The organism is Pseudoalteromonas lipolytica, assembly GCF_003515105.1.
In the GTDB taxonomy this organism is placed as follows: domain Bacteria; phylum Pseudomonadota; class Gammaproteobacteria; order Enterobacterales; family Alteromonadaceae; genus Pseudoalteromonas; species Pseudoalteromonas lipolytica.
Genome location: NZ_CP032090.1, coordinates 3,228,876 through 3,244,239 on the forward strand (window position 1 = coordinate 3,228,876; position 15,364 = coordinate 3,244,239).

Consider the following 15,364-nt stretch of genomic DNA (forward strand, 5'->3'; position numbering starts at 1 on the left):
CCATTGGGCGCTTTTTGCTTAGCTATTTAAACTAAGATCAGCAAAATTATTTTAAGTTATTCACTAACCAGTAAAGGTCTGAATGAACTCCCGCAGCAGTCACTTCTTTTCCTGCACCAGGGCCTTGAATGACGAGCGCGTTGTCTGTGTACCACTGCGAATTAATCACAAAAATATTATCACCCGGCTTTAAGCTAGCTAATACATCATCGTGTGCAACATTCACTAAGCCAACGGCTGCTTTCGCTTTACCATCAACGAGCGTAATTGCACCGGTGTAGCGAACAACTTTATTTTCGGCCTGTGCAATGGCAGCCTTTTCTTCGATGAATGCATCAAGCAAATGCCTGTTCGCAAGGAAGTCTTGCCAACTTCCTGTTGCCAGTTCTTCAGGCATCAATGGCGTTAATGCAATGTCATCAAGCTCTAAATCTAACCCTAAATCGCGGGCTAAAATAAGTAACTTGCGCTGCATATCTCGGCCAGATAAATCTTCACGCGGGTCAGGTTCGGTGTAGCCCATTTGCTGCGCTTGTAGCACAAGTTCAGTAAACGGAACGTTACCATCATAGCAACTGCACAACCACGACAGCGTCCCCGAAAAAACCCCTTCTATACGATGAATACTATCACCACTATTTTGTAAGTCTGCCAATGCAAAGTTAATTGGTAAGCCGGCCCCTACACTGGTGTTATAACGCCACAACAAATTACGCTCAGCTAAATTAGAGCGCAATGTTTGATACCAATCATTTGCCGCTGTGCCTGCATATTTATTGGCACTAATTAAATGACAATTAAGCTCAACGAGTGCTGGGTATAATTGGCTAAACGCTTCACTGGCGGTGATATCAATCACCACTTTGTGTTCGTAATCAAGTTCGCTAATACGTGTTAGCAGTGTTTCTTTATCGTAGTGTTGGGCTTCACTTTGCCACTGCGCTTGCCACGTTTCTGTGTTCAAGCCACTGGCACTAAATAGCATTTGTTTTGAGCGTAATAATGCCACGACTTTAATCTGGTAATGAGCTGATAACCTAACAAACTGAGCCTGTAACTGTGATAGAAAGACTTCACCAACATTACCCAGCCCAGCCACGATAATAGCCAGTTCTTGACCCTTGTTGACCAATTTATCATGCAACAGGGTCAGTACATCGCTGTCTATAGCTTGATCGTTTAGTAGCAACACATACTGCTGATCTTGTTGTACAAAGCGTGGATGAATACTTTGCTCTTTAAGGAGCGAAATTGCTTGTTCAGCTAACTGGCTCACATCGCTACTTGGTGCCACAACCGCGCAGCCGCTTAAATTAGATTCAACAATATTAGCCCGCCCAGCAAGGTGACTCACCACTTGATGAGTACTGTGCCCTGGTACCAGCAAATAGGTATCACCTTCTTTCACAAAATGATGCAAACTGTGCTGAATTAGCTGACTCAGCTCCCCCACTTCACCTGTGCTTAGCGTATCAACACGCAGTAAATCGATATTATCTAAGGTCGTAATAAAACGCTTCGCCTTGCTATACCCTTCTTTTACAACCTCAGTTGGGCTGGCATCACAATCAAAGCTACTTCTTACAACAAGTTTAATGTCGCTGTCTTTAAGCGGTGATAAGGTTTTTGCATGTAAAACAGGGTTACCTAAGCGAGCCAATAAATTAGCTTGCTCTCGGCACACTTTTGCGTATTTAACGGCGTTTTTCACCTTACGAGGGTCTGTACTGAATACACCTTGGGTATCAGTCCAAATAGACACTTGCTTGGCAAAGGTATAGCTTGCTAACAAGGTCGCACTGTAGTCACTGCCATTACGACCCAGTGTTACCGTCTTACCCTGACAATCTGCAGCGATAAAGCCTGTCACCACATTGATCTTTACTTTACTGATCGCATCGGTGCATTGCTGTTGATTCTTTTGATGCAATAGTTGGCCATCATTTAATGTAAATAACTGCCGTGCATCCACATCCTGTGCTGCCACACCCAGCTGATTTAGATAGCCCGCTAATAAACGCGCAGACCATACTTCTCCATGTGCTAGCAACACGGCTTCTTGTAGTTGCTGTTTAGCAATAAGTATATTTAATAGCGCCAGCTCATCTTTTAATTGTGCCAATGCCTGCTGCTTGTTTTTTGCTACTAACAGCTGCTCTATTAAGGCGCGCTGATTATTATCAATCAGCAATAAAATATCACTAACCGCTTGGTTATCTTGCTGTTGATAACTTTGCCAAAGTTTTACCAAGGTGTCGGTTGTTTTGCCCGATGCAGACACCACCACACAATCACCTTGCTGCGTATTTGCTAAAACAATATTTGCCACAGCATGATAACGCTCTGCAGAGCTTAAGCTTGAGCCACCAAATTTATGAACAATATTTACCATTTTTCTACCACAATGCCGTATGTGCTGGCGTTAACTTAAAAGTGCTGCTTTGTTGCGTATTGGCTTGCGTGTGCGTTTGCTTCGCGTTGCTCTGAGTGGCTTGCTGCCCCTGACCTGGTTTAACTAAATTGAAAACACGGTCTAAATCGGCAATTAAATCTTTTACATCCTCAATGCCAACAGAGATACGAATTAACGTATCACCCACCCCTGCTTCTAAGCGAGCTTTTGCCTCCATTCCAGCATGAGTCATGGTCGCAGGGTGACAAATTAAACTCTCAACGCCCCCCAATGATTCGGCTAAGCTAAACTCTTTAAGGCCTGTTAGAAAAGCCGCAGCATCATTAATGTCGCCTTTAATATCAAAACTCACCATGCCACCAAAACCGCGTTGCTGTGCTTTAGCGAGCGCATGCTGAGGATGAGAAGCGAGACCGGGATAATATACTTGGCTCACAAACGGTGAATCTTCTAAATATTCTGCAATTGCAAACGCATTCTCTTGGTGCTGTTTTAAACGCACATTTAAAGTGCGTAAACCACGCAGAGTAAGATAACTATCAAACGGTGCACCCGTAATACCAATATTATTTGCCCACCAAGCCAGTTCATCACCCAACTCTTGCGTTGCTGCAATAACAGCACCGCCAACCACATCAGAGTGACCGTTAATGTATTTAGTCGTTGAATGCACGACTATATCAACACCAAACTCAATCGGGTTTTGCAAGGCCGGCGATAAAAACGTGTTATCAGCCGCAACAAGTGCACCGGATTGTTTAGCAATGGCGGTAATCGCTTTAATATCTGTTAGGCGTAAAATGGGGTTACTGGGTGTTTCAATCCAGATCAGTTTAGGTTTTATCGCTAAGATTTCTTGGTGATTTTCAGCTTTTGTTAAATCAAGCACTTTTAGTTTCAGTAAACCGCGCTTCTCTAATGAGGTAAATAAACGATAGCTACCGCCGTAACAGTCATGTGGAATAACCAAGGTATCATCGCTATTCAAAAGCTGTGTCGTTAAGTGAACAGCCGCCATGCCTGTCGCAGTAATAATGCCTTTAGCTCCGCCCTCTAGTTCAGCGAGTGTTTCGGCTAAAATATCACGGTTAGGGTTACCACTGCGGCCATAGTCATATTGGCGCTTAGTATCAAAATCAGCGAACGAATAAGTGGTTGATAAGTAAATTGGTGGAACGACTGCACCGTGGTGTTTATCGGCTTCAATGCCATGACGAACAGCAATCGTCGCTTTATTTTTTTCACTCATTTCATCACCTACTTAGAATTGGATGTTTAGACGTCTAAAAGGTTAGATGATCAAATATGAGAAGTCAAAGCATTTATCGCCATTACATAGAAGTTTATACATTTACACGACTAGATGGCTAAATAACTAGTATTTGACTATCTTTTTTAAAGCGATAGAATTTCCGCATCTTGCGCTGTGGATAAGGCGTAAACAACTGACAACCGAGGCAACGAAACAACTTATGGCTAAATGGAACGGTGAATACATTCACCCATATGCAGAACACGGTAAAAAATCAGAGCAAGTAAAAAAAATTACCGTATCAATTCCGCTGAACGTATTAAAAGTATTAACTGATGAGCGCACGCGTCGTCAGATTAATAATCTTCGTCATGCCACTAACAGTGAGCTACTGTGCGAAGCCTTTTTACACGCTTTTACAGGTCAACCATTACCGAATGATGACGACCTTCGTAAAGATAACCCTGAAAAAGTACCTGAAGAAGTAAAAAGAATTATGCAAGAAATGGGGTTAGATATCCCCGTACTTGATTCAGAGTAAATATTTCGGCCACCGGATCGTAGCCGATTTCTCAGACATAAAAAAACTCAGCCTTGGCTGAGTTTTTTATTTGCAGTTAGTTATACCTACCCGCTTAATCAAACGAATAGGTACCTAATTATTTAACGCATGTAGTTTTCTGGCATGTCAATTTGCGCCACACCAGACTCAACGGCTGCTTCTGCAACAGCACGTGCAATACGTGGTAATAAGCGTGGGTCCATTGGTTTTGGAATAATGTACTCAGCACCAAACTCAAGTGAATCAACACCCGACGCCTTAAGCACTTCGTTAGGCACAGGCTCTTTCGCAATACTACGAATAGCATGCACCGCTGCAATTTTCATTTCATCATTGATTGATGTCGCACGCACATCAAGCGCACCGCGGAAAATGAATGGGAAACACAATACATTATTAACCTGATTAGGGTAATCAGAACGCCCTGTTGCCATAATTAAATCATTACGTGCACCGTGTGCAACAGCTGGCGCGATTTCTGGATCAGGGTTTGAACATGCAAAAACCACCGGCTTATCTGCCATCAGTTTTAAATCTTCAGCGGTTAATAAGTTAGGGCCAGATACACCAACAAATACATCAGCATCGGCTATCACATCTTGCAAAGTGCGCTTATCGGTATTGTTAGCAAATAGCAATTTATACTCGTTTAAGTCATCTCGACGTGTATGGATCACGCCTTTGCGGTCAAGCATATAAATGTGCTCACGCAATGCACCACATTTAATAAGTAGTTCCATACATGCAACCGCTGCTGCACCGGCACCTAAACACACGATAATCGCGTCTTCGATATCTTTACCCTGTACTTCAAGCGCATTTAGCATGCCTGCTGCTGTTACGATTGCAGTACCATGTTGGTCATCGTGGAAAACAGGGATGCTACAACGCTCAATAAGCGCTTTTTCAATTTCGAAACACTCTGGCGCTTTAATATCTTCTAGGTTGATACCACCAAACGTATCGGCAATATTTGCAACAGTATTAATGAAGTCTTCTGTCGTGCGGTGTTTTACTTCGATATCTATCGAGTCTAAACCTGCAAAGCGTTTAAATAAAAGTGCTTTACCTTCCATCACAGGTTTTGATGCAAGCGGACCTAAATTGCCTAAGCCTAAAATTGCGGTACCGTTTGAAATAACCGCAACAATATTACCTTTGCCGGTGTATTTATAGGCATTTGCTGGATCGGCTGCTATCTCACGGACGGGCTCTGCGACACCTGGACTATATGCTAGAGCGAGATCATTAACCGTTTCTGCTGGTTTAGTTAGTTCTACACTAATTTTACCTGGAACGGGGTGAGCGTGGTAATGTAATGCTTGTTCACGAAAATCTGACATAACGCGATAGTATCCTGCAATAAGTTAAAAAGTGAGAGGGCTTGCATCTGTACGATACCTGTAATATATAAAAATTCCAAGTATTATCAGGTCTATCCTGTTATATGCTATATCGCTTAATTTTAAAGGATTTCCCAACAATTTCTGCACATAGTTTTAATTCACAACAGATAAAAATTCATCTATTTGTGGCCATTTAAGCACCTGTTTTTGTATTTTATAGGCACGAACACAGCAAATAACCGAAACTTAGCAAAATGAGCAACTTTAACGAACTTAACAGCATTTATAGGTGAAGTTCATATAAATTGTTACTTTTTACAACTTTTGGAATCATTTATATCATTCAAAATATAGCGAAGGGATCACTATTTGTCTGCATTATTAGCGATATATTGGGCATAACAAGCAGAAATAGTTATGCACATAAAGCGTGTAGGCATGGGATATAAAAAAGAATGGTTCTGAATTTCAGGCATAAAAAAAGCACCCAAAGGGTGCTTCTTTCAACTAAACAGCAGATATTACTTCTTGCTGCTAAGTGCACCGAAGCGCTTGTTGAAACGATCAACACGGCCGCCAGTGTCTAAAATCTTTTGCTTACCAGTGTAAAACGGGTGACACTCAGAACATACGTCTAAGTGGATGTCTTTACATAAAGTAGAGCTAGTTTCGAATTTGTTACCACATGAACAAGTTGCAGTGATAGCTTCGTACTTAGGGTGAATACCTTCTTTCATAGGAACCTCTAGTTAAGGCCGCATCGCTCTCCAAACCCGAAGTCTGGCACCATACGTCGTTAATACAATTAATAGGTCGCGTATTTTATAGCTCAAGCAGCCTCTCGACAAGCTTTAAATTCATCTTTAGCTAAAAAAATAAACAAGTCATCAAACGTTCAGTATTTGTTGGTAGGTTTTTAGCACTAATTTTAGTACATTAGCAACACACGCTATTTTTTCTATTCTTAATTCAGTTGAGTTGTTATGCACTTTGTAGAAGTTGCCATAAAAGTCCCTTTACAGCGTACCTTCGATTATAAAGTTGAGCAGCTGCTACATAGCCCTGAGCTGCGAGTAGGCATGCGTGTGCGTGTGCCTTTTGGCTCTCAAAAAAAGATAGCAGTCGTACTGGCAATCAAAACCAGTACCGATGTACCCGAAGATAAAATTAAAGCCATTATTGATGTTATAGACGATGCCCCTATTTTATCTGAGCAACACTTAGCACTGCTAAAATTTACTGCTCGCTATTACTGCTACCCACTTGGTGAAACAATTCATACAGCGCTTCCAGCGGCACTACGCCAAGGTGAATGCCCAGACAAAACCAGTATAAATATGGTTGAACTCACCGACAAAGGTGCAAAATTACCTTCACTCAAAGCAAAAACACAACTTAATTTGCTGAAGCAGCTAGCGCAGTCAGGCAAGTCATCTTTAACCGAATTAAAAGCACTCGGCTTTAATAAAAAAACCATTGATAGCTTGCTCGAAAAAGAACTCATTAAACAGTTTATCGAACATGATAACCAATGGCAGCAACGCGCCCCAACAATTGGCAGTAAACCAACCCTAAACAAAGAACAAGCCGTTGCATGCACAACGATTAATCAAGCAAGTGGGTTCACCTGTTTTTTACTTGAAGGCGTTACCGGCAGTGGTAAAACAGAAGTGTATTTACAGTGCCTTGAAGAGGTTCTAAAAAAAGGCCAGCAAGCACTGGTGTTAGTGCCCGAAATTGGGCTAACACCACAAACCGTTAATCGTTTTCGCCGTCGCTTTCCCGATACCCCTATTATGCTTTGGCATTCAGCATTAACCGACAACGAGCGCTTGCAAACATGGCGTTTCTGCGAAAAAGGCAGCTGCGCCATTGTTATCGGCACCCGTTCGAGTATTTTCTTACCTTTTTTATCACTTGGTATGATCATTGTTGATGAAGAGCACGACAGCTCGTTTAAGCAACAAGATACGCTGCGTTATCATGCTCGCGATTTAGCAGCCTACAGAGCTTATCAACAGCAAATACCCTTGATACTAGGTAGCGCAACTCCCGCTCTCGAAACGTTACATAAAGCAATAAATAACAAGTACCAACTATTGAGCTTAACGGAGCGTGCGCAAACCAGCACTGATAACCAATTTCACTTAATGGATATGAAAGGCCAACCCGAACAAGCCGGTATTGCCCATGCAAGTTTGGCCTATATGCGTCAACATCTTGAGCGCGGCAAGCAAGTCATGGTGTTTTTAAATCGACGCGGCTTTTCTCCCACACTCATATGTCATGAGTGTGGCTGGTTAAGTGAGTGCTCACGTTGCAGTACCAGTGCCACATTCCACAAAGCAATTGGACAAATGATCTGCCATCATTGCTCCGAGCAGCATGCAGTGCCCCATCAATGCCCCGATTGTGGCAGCACACAGATTTTTCCTAATGGTAAAGGCACGGAACAAATTGAAGAGTTTTTAGCAGAAACTTTCCCTGATATACCCATTAGCCGCATTGACCGAGATTCAACTCGTCGTAAAGGCAGCTTAGAAAAAGCCCTCGACGACATAAATCAAGGGGGGGCGCGTATTTTGGTGGGCACGCAAATGCTTGCGAAAGGCCATCATTTTGCCGATGTCAGTTTAGTGCTTATTTTAGATGTTGATAGTGGTTTGTACTCGTGTGATTTTCGCGCTACAGAACATTTAGCACAGCTTGTCACTCAGGTTGCAGGCCGTGCAGGACGCAGTGGTGAACCGGGACAAGTACTGTTACAAACTCACTTTCCTGAGCACCCACTATTGCAAGATTTAGTGAATAATGGCTATCAAGATTTTGCGCGCTATGCCCTTGCAGAACGAGAAGATGCTCAGCTCCCCCCCATAACAAACATGGCAATTGTGCGTGCCGAAGGACATAACATAAATCAAGTCATGGATTTTTTAACTGATTTGGTTCCTGTCCAGAACATATCTGGTATACAATTGCTCGGACCGATCCCTGCGCCATTGGAGCGTGTAGCAGGTAAATATCGGTTTCAGTTACATATTCAAGCGCTGGAGCGCTCCCACTTACACCAATATTTAGCGCAAATGGTTGACTATATAAGCACCAGTAAATTAGCGCAAAAGGTGCGTTGGAGCTTAGACGTTGATCCAATAGATATGATTTAAAGGCCAATAAAAAAGTCATGGCACAACACGATTACATAAATAAAAAACCATCAAATCGAAATAATAAAAAACAAGCCCCGGCAAAAAAGCCGTTCCCTATTGTTCTTGTCTTTGTCGCCCTTATTTTGCTGGGTGGGTTTGGGTATGGTTTATGGTATATCAAACATAATGCCGATCCTGAACTTGTTGAGCAGCAAGCTAATCCAACAAAATCAGAAGAAGAAAAGGTTATTCCAAAACCGAAACCACCCGAGTTTATTAAAGAAATAAAAGAACACGAAATTCAGGTTGAAGTAAAAGAGATTGAGCAAAAAGGCCCTTATGTAATGCAATGCGGCTCTTTTAGAACGCTGGAACAAGCTCAAACCTTAAAAGCGAAGATTGCATTTGCAGGCTTAGTGTCTGAAGTTAAACGCGTAGAAGGCAGTAATGGCATTTGGTATAAAGTGCGTTTAGGCCCTTACGAAACCAAACGTCTGGCAGAAAGCGACAAAAACAAACTCAAGCGCATTAAAATAATGGGCTGTGGAATTTGGCTTTGGACTTGATTTTAGCTCATTCACCCATATAAACACCTCATCAATCGCTTTTTACGAGCGGCTTCGCCGCTCGATGATGAGGAATAATCATGACTACTATTGTAAGTGTTCGCCGCGACGACAAGGTCGTTATTGGTGGCGATGGCCAGGTTTCACTTGGTAACACCGTAATGAAGGGCAACGCCCGCAAAGTTCGACGTCTTTATAATGGCAAAGTAATCGCTGGTTTTGCTGGCGGTACTGCTGATGCCTTCACCCTTTTCGAACGCTTTGAAAGCAAACTAGAAATGCACCAAGGTAACCTCACCAAGGCCGCAGTAGAAATGGCCAAAGATTGGCGAAGTGACCGCGCACTCAGAAAGCTTGAAGCGCTACTGGCCGTTGCTGACGAAACCGCCTCGTTGATCATCACCGGTAATGGTGACGTAGTACAACCAGAGAACGACCTTATCGCCATTGGCAGTGGTGGTAACTTCGCACAATCTGCTGCGACAGCCCTGCTTGAAAATACCGACCTAAGTGCCCGTGAAATTGTAGAGAAAAGCCTAACAATTGCAGGCAACATCTGTGTATTCACGAATAATTTCCAAACTATTGAAGAATTGTAATAGGAACTGCCATGTCTGAGATGACTCCAAGAGAAATCGTTCACGAGCTTGATCAACACATTATTGGCCAAGCAAAAGCTAAAAAAGCAGTTTCAATCGCACTGCGTAATCGCTGGCGTCGCATGCAGCTTAGCGACGAATTACGCGCTGAGGTTACGCCAAAAAATATCTTAATGATTGGCCCTACCGGTGTCGGTAAAACCGAAATTGCACGTCGCCTTGCTAAACTAGCTAATGCGCCTTTCATTAAAGTCGAAGCAACAAAATTCACTGAAGTGGGTTATGTTGGTAAAGAAGTTGAGACGATCATTCGTGATCTAGTTGATATCTCAATCAAAATGACCCGTGAACAACAAACCAAAAAATTCAAGCACCGAGCTGAAGAAGCGGCAGAAGAGCGTATTCTCGACGCCCTACTACCACCAGCACGTGATACGTTTGGTGAATCACGTTCTGATGAAAACTCTTCGACACGTCAGTCGTTCCGTAAAAAGTTACGTGAAGGCCAATTAGACGATAAAGAAATCGATATTGATGTTGCACAAGCACAGCCTAACGTTGAGATCATGGCTCCGCCTGGTATGGAAGAAATGACCAACCAGTTACAAAGCATGTTCCAAAACATGGGCGGTGATAAGCGCAGTAAGCGCAAGCTGAAAATCAAAGAAGCTTTCAAGCTATTAGTTGAAGAAGAAGCCGCTAAACTTGTTAACCCTGAAGAGTTAAAAGAGCAAGCTATCTTTGCTGTAGAGCAAAACGGCATCGTATTTATCGACGAAATCGATAAAATCTGTAAGCGTGGCGAAGCGTCAGGCCCAGATGTAAGCCGCGAAGGTGTTCAACGCGATTTACTGCCATTAATCGAAGGCTCAACAGTGAGCACTAAACACGGTATGGTTAAGACTGACCACATGTTATTTATTGCATCTGGTGCATTCCAAATGGCAAAACCGTCAGACATGATCCCAGAGCTACAAGGTCGTTTACCGATTCGCGTAGAGCTAGAAGCGTTAACCGCCGATGACTTTAAACGTATCCTTACAGAGCCACATGCATCGCTTACAGAGCAGCAACGCGAACTGTTGAAAACAGAGCAGGTTAACGTTGATTTCACTGAAGACGCAATTGAGCGTATTGCTAAAGCCGCATGGCAAGTAAACGAAAAAACCGAAAACATCGGTGCACGTCGCTTACACACTGTGATGGAAAAGCTAATGGAAGAAATTTCATTCGATGCTTCTGAAAAAGCGGGTTCAACGCTCACAATTGATGCTAATTACGTCGAGCAGCACCTAGGCGCATTGGTTGAAGACGAAGATTTAAGTCGCTTTATTCTTTAATCACTAAATTATCGTTATAATTAAAAGCCTCCTGTTGGAGGCTTTTTTGTTAGCTTAAAAATCAATGATAGGGTTTACTATGAAAGAAGTGACGAAAGTGCATTATCACAGCGTAAGCAAAGTACTAGACGTTTACTTTGACGATGAGTCGAGTGCTTGCTTTAGTGCAGAGTTCTTACGTGTTCACTCACCCTCAGCCGAAGTACAAGGCCATGGTAATGAGCCCATGAAGCTGGTACTAAATAAGCACCAAGTAAGCATTAGCAAAATTGAGCCAGTTGGTCATTATGCGCTTCGTTTAGTATTTAGCGATAATCACAACAGCGGCTTATACAGCTGGCATTATTTAGCCGATTTACAGGCTAATAAAGACTCACTTTGGCAACAATACCAAACCCGTGTCCATGAGCACGAAGCGAATAAAGACAGCGTACCAATAAAGTTTGTACCTTAGTTTTATTAGCGCCACCTAAAACAAAAAAGCGCGACAAAATTGCGCGCTTTTAAATTTATCTGTTACTGAATCCCTACACTTTAAACTTATCAATTGCTTGGTACAGCACGCGAGCCTGCTCAGAGACTTCCTCGCTGGTTTGTGCATTAGTGACTGCATGTCCAGAGGCTTGTTGAGCAATATCTCGAATACGCACCACGTTTTTGTTAACCTCAGAAGCCACCTGACTTTGCTCGTCAATCGCCGTCGCAATGTGCGTACTCATATCCATAATCGTTTGCACGTCTTCAGTGATAGAGCGTAGTAACTCACCTGCTTTCGTTGCCTGAGCGGCACTTTCGCCACCTTGATTACGGCACTGCTGCATAATACTGACAACTTCTCGGGTACGCCCTTGCAAGGTCGTAATAATGCTTTCAATTTCTTGAGTTGAGTCTTGTGTACGTTGTGCAAGCGAGCGAACTTCGTCAGCAACCACAGCAAAACCGCGTCCCTGTTCACCGGCCCTCGCCGCTTCGATTGCAGCATTCAGTGCGAGTAAATTCGTTTGTTCAGCAATGCCACGGATCACATCAAGCACCGAGCCAATCGTTTCGGCATCTTTTTCTAATTGCGACACAACACTCGAAGCATTTCCAAGCGACTCAGATAAATGATTAATCTGTACGACCGTTGACTCAACTTCTGAGCGACCTTGTTGGGCACTTAAATTGGTTGACTCTGCTTTTTTAGCCGCTGCTTCGGTATTATGCGAAATATCTTGAATGGTTGCCTGCATTTCAGTTGCAGCAGTTGCAACCATATCGGCTTCATGCAGCTGCTCTTGCATACCCGAACTGGTTGCTGATGTGGTTTCTGATAAATGTTCAGTCGCGATATTAAGCGTACTCAGTGCCGTGTTAACTTCGTAAATCAGCTTTTTAAAATCACCAATTAAGCTGTTAAAATCAACCGTCATAATCGTCACTTCGTCTTTGCCCGACTGCTCAATCGAAATACTTAAATCGTTACTACGACGAATCTCATTAATTGTATGGTATACACGCTCAATAGGCTGAATAATTGAACGGCTGGTAAAGTAAACCAAAATCATCACAACAGCACTTGCAATAATAAACACCATTAAAGCAATTAACTGTGCTTGCGATGCGCTTGATTCAACAAATGTTTTTGTCTCATCGGTCAGTTCAGAAACAATGGCATCACTCATCTCAACGCTTTGCTTCATTTTACCCAAGGCACCCGAATCTAAGTCTAGACCGAGTAAGACTTGTGCATCGACGAGTGCTTTAAATTTAGTTTGATAGGTCGACAAAAGAGCCAGTAATTGACTTTCGTAGTTACCATCAAGCTCAGCTACTTTAATGGCGGACTCAAAATCAGCGACTAATTCATCAAACTTGGTCAGATATTTTGTGTCAAATCGCAGCATAAAATCTTTTTCGGCGCGGCGTAACTGCAACATGTAAGTGAGTAAACGGTAATCTTCGCGCTCACTTAATAGTGTTTCGACTTGATGCACAGCGTTACGCAAATCACCATAAAGCGCATCTTTTGGGTGTAAACCTATTTGTTTTTGTAACTCTACAACGCTGTTAAAATCATCGTAGTACACTTTAGCTAGACGTCTAAACTCGCCTAACTTATCTGTGTTCATCGATAAATCGTTTAGCAATTCATCTAATCGCGCCATTTTTGTTTTAAGTTGTGTGTACTCATTTTCAAATAAGCTAAGGCTGTTTACATCTTTGTAAAACAGAAAGTTTTTCTCATGCTTACGCATAGAAAGCTCATGAATATCAAGCTCCTCCGCGTTTTGAATTGTCTCATTGAGTTTTAGCATCGTGCGAGACTCAAAGATAATGACACATAGCATCACAATCATTGCAAGACCAACAACTAACGCGTTTAATTGTAAACGACGTTTTATAGTTAAGTTTTGTAATACATTCATTCAGAGCGCCCTATAGATACATACATATAAGAGTATAGCTAAACTATTTAAAGCAGCTAATAAAAGTAGCTAATGTTGCCGGGCATTGTCGTTGATACGAATGGTTTAAACAATAACTTTTTTTTCAATATCAACCTGTTGCCACAAGTGGTAGTGCAATTTATCTAGTTGTTGCCATTGTCTTTTTTGTAACCAGTCAACCAAAGGAGCCGGATCGCTAGGAAAATTCAGTTTTCTGTTTTGTGCTGATTGCAGCCAGTCATCCATGGCATAGGGATTTAAATAGCTCATGACATGCGCCGCCCCCATTGACAATAAAGTCTGTGCATTTATGCCTTGTTCAAATTGCTTACCAAGCGGCTTTAACAGCAGCTTTTTACCCAATTGCAAGGCCTCACTGGCCAGTTCAAATCCAGCATTTCCTATCACTCCCCCCGCATTGGCAAGATCATTTAAAAAACCGACGCGTGATGGTGATCTTAAGTGAATATTTCCAATTGATGAGTTTTCTGCATCAGGGTGGTAGCAATAGAATTCGCGCTCGGGAAAGTCTTTTAGGTAGTCGACTACACTGTCTAAGTTTTCGAATGGTAAGTAAACTAATACCTTATTTTCAACCATGACAGGATTATTATGCTGATGAGCCGCAATAAACGGAGGAATAATGTTTTTTGCATAAGGTTGCCAATGCACGCCTAAATAAACATTAGCGGGCGCATAATGACGAATTAACGCTCTTCTGAAAAATGAGCGACCAAACATCGGCACTTTATCTGACAAAAATGCCGCCTGATGACTCATACCAATAACCGGCACCCCCTGTTGTTTAGCCGCCCATGCTGTGATCGGCTCAAAATCATTAAACACCAAATCATAGTGACGTAAATCAAGGCTTTTTATATCTTTGATTAACTGCAATGGCCGAGCATTTTTGAGTGTTTTTAAGCTATCAACTTGCCCCGATTTACTGGTAAACGATAAACCACGAAACGCTCGATAGTTAGCAAATTCATCCATATCGAAGTAATCGTGCTCACGGCGGCCCGAAAACACATAATCAACATCGACACCTAATGCATTGAATGTTGTTGCCATAACCCGAGCACGTGTTATGTGACCATTCCCTGTACCTTGAATACCGTACAAAATTCTCATATATATTCCACCACCATCACAGCAAGCACAGCACAACTCGACCCTATCACCGCACCAACAATCACATCGGCTGGATAATGCACGCCCACGATAACCCGTGAAGCCGCAACGCCTGCCGCCCAGATAAACCACACAGCCATAAAAGCAGGGAAGTACATCGTTAAAATAGTCGCAACAACAAACGCACCAGCACTGTGCCCCGAGGGCAAACTAAACTTATCACTGGGCACCAGGTAAGCCCCTTGCACTAAACAATCACAAGGCCTGACTCGAGCAATGCGTTTTTTAGCCAAAAAATAAATGGGTCGCTCTATAGCAAAGCCAACCAACAGGCTCAAGGCAAACTGCTGGAAATGTAATTGTTCGCTGAACCACCAAAACCCCACAAATAACATCAGGTATAGCCCACCATCTCCGGTTTTTGATAGACCGATTGCTGAGCGTCTAAGCCAATTAGGCGATGCATCGTTAAATACGCTTAAAAACAACTGTTCATCTACTTTTGCTAACTTCGTCAGTATGTTATTTGCCATGGCCAAGCTCCTTGTCATACTTTGTGTCTGTTTTTAATACAAAC

General features: G+C 42.6%; 13 protein-coding genes. 6 read left to right on the top strand and 7 right to left on the bottom strand.

Annotated features, from left to right (window positions below; translation table 11 throughout):
• Nucleotides 1–46: 46 nt before the first annotated feature.
• On the bottom strand, nucleotides 47–2,392 hold the full coding sequence (gene metL / locus D0907_RS14535; RefSeq protein ID WP_074989338.1) for a bifunctional aspartate kinase/homoserine dehydrogenase II: 2,346 nt from the start codon (nucleotides 2,390–2,392) through the stop codon (nucleotides 47–49).
• Nucleotides 2,393–2,396: 4 nt separating this feature from the next.
• Nucleotides 2,397–3,662: a cystathionine gamma-synthase gene (gene metB / locus D0907_RS14540; RefSeq protein ID WP_074989337.1), complete on the bottom strand. Its 1,266-nt coding sequence runs from the start codon at nucleotides 3,660–3,662 to the stop codon at nucleotides 2,397–2,399.
• A gap of 223 nt (nucleotides 3,663–3,885) precedes the next feature.
• Between metB and metJ the strand changes: the two genes are divergently transcribed.
• Nucleotides 3,886–4,206 carry a met regulon transcriptional regulator MetJ gene (gene metJ, locus D0907_RS14545; protein WP_036973203.1) on the top strand — a complete coding sequence of 107 codons (321 nt, stop codon included), beginning with the start codon at nucleotides 3,886–3,888 and terminating at the stop codon, nucleotides 4,204–4,206.
• 122 nt (nucleotides 4,207–4,328) lie between these two features.
• On the opposite strand, the gene D0907_RS14550 is transcribed toward metJ, so the two are convergent.
• Together D0907_RS14550 and rpmE are read right to left on the bottom strand one after the other, a co-directional pair.
• On the bottom strand, nucleotides 4,329–5,570 hold the full coding sequence (locus tag D0907_RS14550) for a malic enzyme-like NAD(P)-binding protein (RefSeq protein WP_118844663.1): 1,242 nt from the start codon (nucleotides 5,568–5,570) through the stop codon (nucleotides 4,329–4,331).
• Nucleotides 5,571–6,094: 524 nt separating this feature from the next.
• A complete protein-coding gene (gene rpmE / locus D0907_RS14555) occupies nucleotides 6,095–6,310 on the bottom strand; it encodes a 50S ribosomal protein L31 (RefSeq protein ID WP_036973208.1) in 216 nt (71 codons plus the stop codon).
• Between the two features lie 246 nt (nucleotides 6,311–6,556).
• Here rpmE and priA point away from each other — a divergent pair, with 246 nt between their 5' ends.
• From priA to D0907_RS14580, 5 genes are all read left to right on the top strand, one after another.
• A complete protein-coding gene (gene priA / locus D0907_RS14560; RefSeq protein WP_075593951.1) occupies nucleotides 6,557–8,737 on the top strand; it encodes a primosomal protein N' in 2,181 nt (726 codons plus the stop codon).
• Between the two features lie 17 nt (nucleotides 8,738–8,754).
• Complete coding sequence (locus D0907_RS14565) at nucleotides 8,755–9,285, top strand: SPOR domain-containing protein (RefSeq protein ID WP_065978292.1); 531 nt, start codon at nucleotides 8,755–8,757, stop codon at nucleotides 9,283–9,285.
• Between the two features lie 80 nt (nucleotides 9,286–9,365).
• Nucleotides 9,366–9,884 (top strand): ATP-dependent protease subunit HslV, encoded by a 519-nt coding sequence (gene hslV / locus D0907_RS14570; RefSeq protein WP_008115012.1) that lies wholly within the window; start codon nucleotides 9,366–9,368, stop codon nucleotides 9,882–9,884.
• An 11-nt stretch (nucleotides 9,885–9,895) separates the two neighbouring features.
• A complete protein-coding gene (hslU, locus tag D0907_RS14575; RefSeq protein WP_036973213.1) occupies nucleotides 9,896–11,224 on the top strand; it encodes an HslU--HslV peptidase ATPase subunit in 1,329 nt (442 codons plus the stop codon).
• 79 nt (nucleotides 11,225–11,303) lie between these two features.
• Nucleotides 11,304–11,678, top strand: a complete 375-nt coding sequence (locus tag D0907_RS14580; RefSeq protein ID WP_074989335.1) for a gamma-butyrobetaine hydroxylase family protein — start codon at nucleotides 11,304–11,306, stop codon at nucleotides 11,676–11,678.
• Between the two features lie 73 nt (nucleotides 11,679–11,751).
• Here D0907_RS14580 and D0907_RS14585 read toward each other — a convergent pair whose 3' ends face one another.
• The 3 genes from D0907_RS14585 to D0907_RS14595 form a co-directional block, all read right to left on the bottom strand.
• A complete protein-coding gene (locus D0907_RS14585; RefSeq protein WP_074989334.1) occupies nucleotides 11,752–13,632 on the bottom strand; it encodes a methyl-accepting chemotaxis protein in 1,881 nt (626 codons plus the stop codon).
• A gap of 105 nt (nucleotides 13,633–13,737) precedes the next feature.
• On the bottom strand, nucleotides 13,738–14,787 hold the full coding sequence (locus D0907_RS14590; protein WP_036973219.1) for an MJ1255/VC2487 family glycosyltransferase: 1,050 nt from the start codon (nucleotides 14,785–14,787) through the stop codon (nucleotides 13,738–13,740).
• Complete coding sequence (locus D0907_RS14595; RefSeq protein WP_036973220.1) at nucleotides 14,784–15,320, bottom strand: phosphatase PAP2 family protein; 537 nt, start codon at nucleotides 15,318–15,320, stop codon at nucleotides 14,784–14,786. Before D0907_RS14595 ends, D0907_RS14590 begins: the two co-directional genes overlap by 4 nt.
• Nucleotides 15,321–15,364: the final 44 nt, after the last annotated feature.

Excerpts from the sequence above, each read along its gene's own strand:
- metJ (WP_036973203.1), top strand. The coding sequence starts at position 3,886 with ATGGCTAAATGGAACGGTGAATACATTCACCCATATGCAGAACACGGT.
- D0907_RS14595 (WP_036973220.1), bottom strand. The coding sequence starts at position 15,320 with ATGGCAAATAACATACTGACGAAGTTAGCAAAAGTAGATGAACAGTTG.
- hslU (WP_036973213.1), top strand. The coding sequence starts at position 9,896 with ATGTCTGAGATGACTCCAAGAGAAATCGTTCACGAGCTTGATCAACAC.
- D0907_RS14590 (WP_036973219.1), bottom strand. The coding sequence starts at position 14,787 with ATGAGAATTTTGTACGGTATTCAAGGTACAGGGAATGGTCACATAACA.
- priA (WP_075593951.1), top strand. The coding sequence starts at position 6,557 with ATGCACTTTGTAGAAGTTGCCATAAAAGTCCCTTTACAGCGTACCTTC.
- D0907_RS14580 (WP_074989335.1), top strand. The coding sequence starts at position 11,304 with ATGAAAGAAGTGACGAAAGTGCATTATCACAGCGTAAGCAAAGTACTA.
- rpmE (WP_036973208.1), bottom strand. The coding sequence starts at position 6,310 with ATGAAAGAAGGTATTCACCCTAAGTACGAAGCTATCACTGCAACTTGT.
- D0907_RS14585 (WP_074989334.1), bottom strand. The coding sequence starts at position 13,632 with ATGAATGTATTACAAAACTTAACTATAAAACGTCGTTTACAATTAAAC.
- hslV (WP_008115012.1), top strand. The coding sequence starts at position 9,366 with ATGACTACTATTGTAAGTGTTCGCCGCGACGACAAGGTCGTTATTGGT.
- metL (WP_074989338.1), bottom strand. The coding sequence starts at position 2,392 with ATGGTAAATATTGTTCATAAATTTGGTGGCTCAAGCTTAAGCTCTGCA.
- D0907_RS14565 (WP_065978292.1), top strand. The coding sequence starts at position 8,755 with ATGGCACAACACGATTACATAAATAAAAAACCATCAAATCGAAATAAT.
- metB (WP_074989337.1), bottom strand. The coding sequence starts at position 3,662 with ATGAGTGAAAAAAATAAAGCGACGATTGCTGTTCGTCATGGCATTGAA.
- D0907_RS14550 (WP_118844663.1), bottom strand. The coding sequence starts at position 5,570 with ATGTCAGATTTTCGTGAACAAGCATTACATTACCACGCTCACCCCGTT.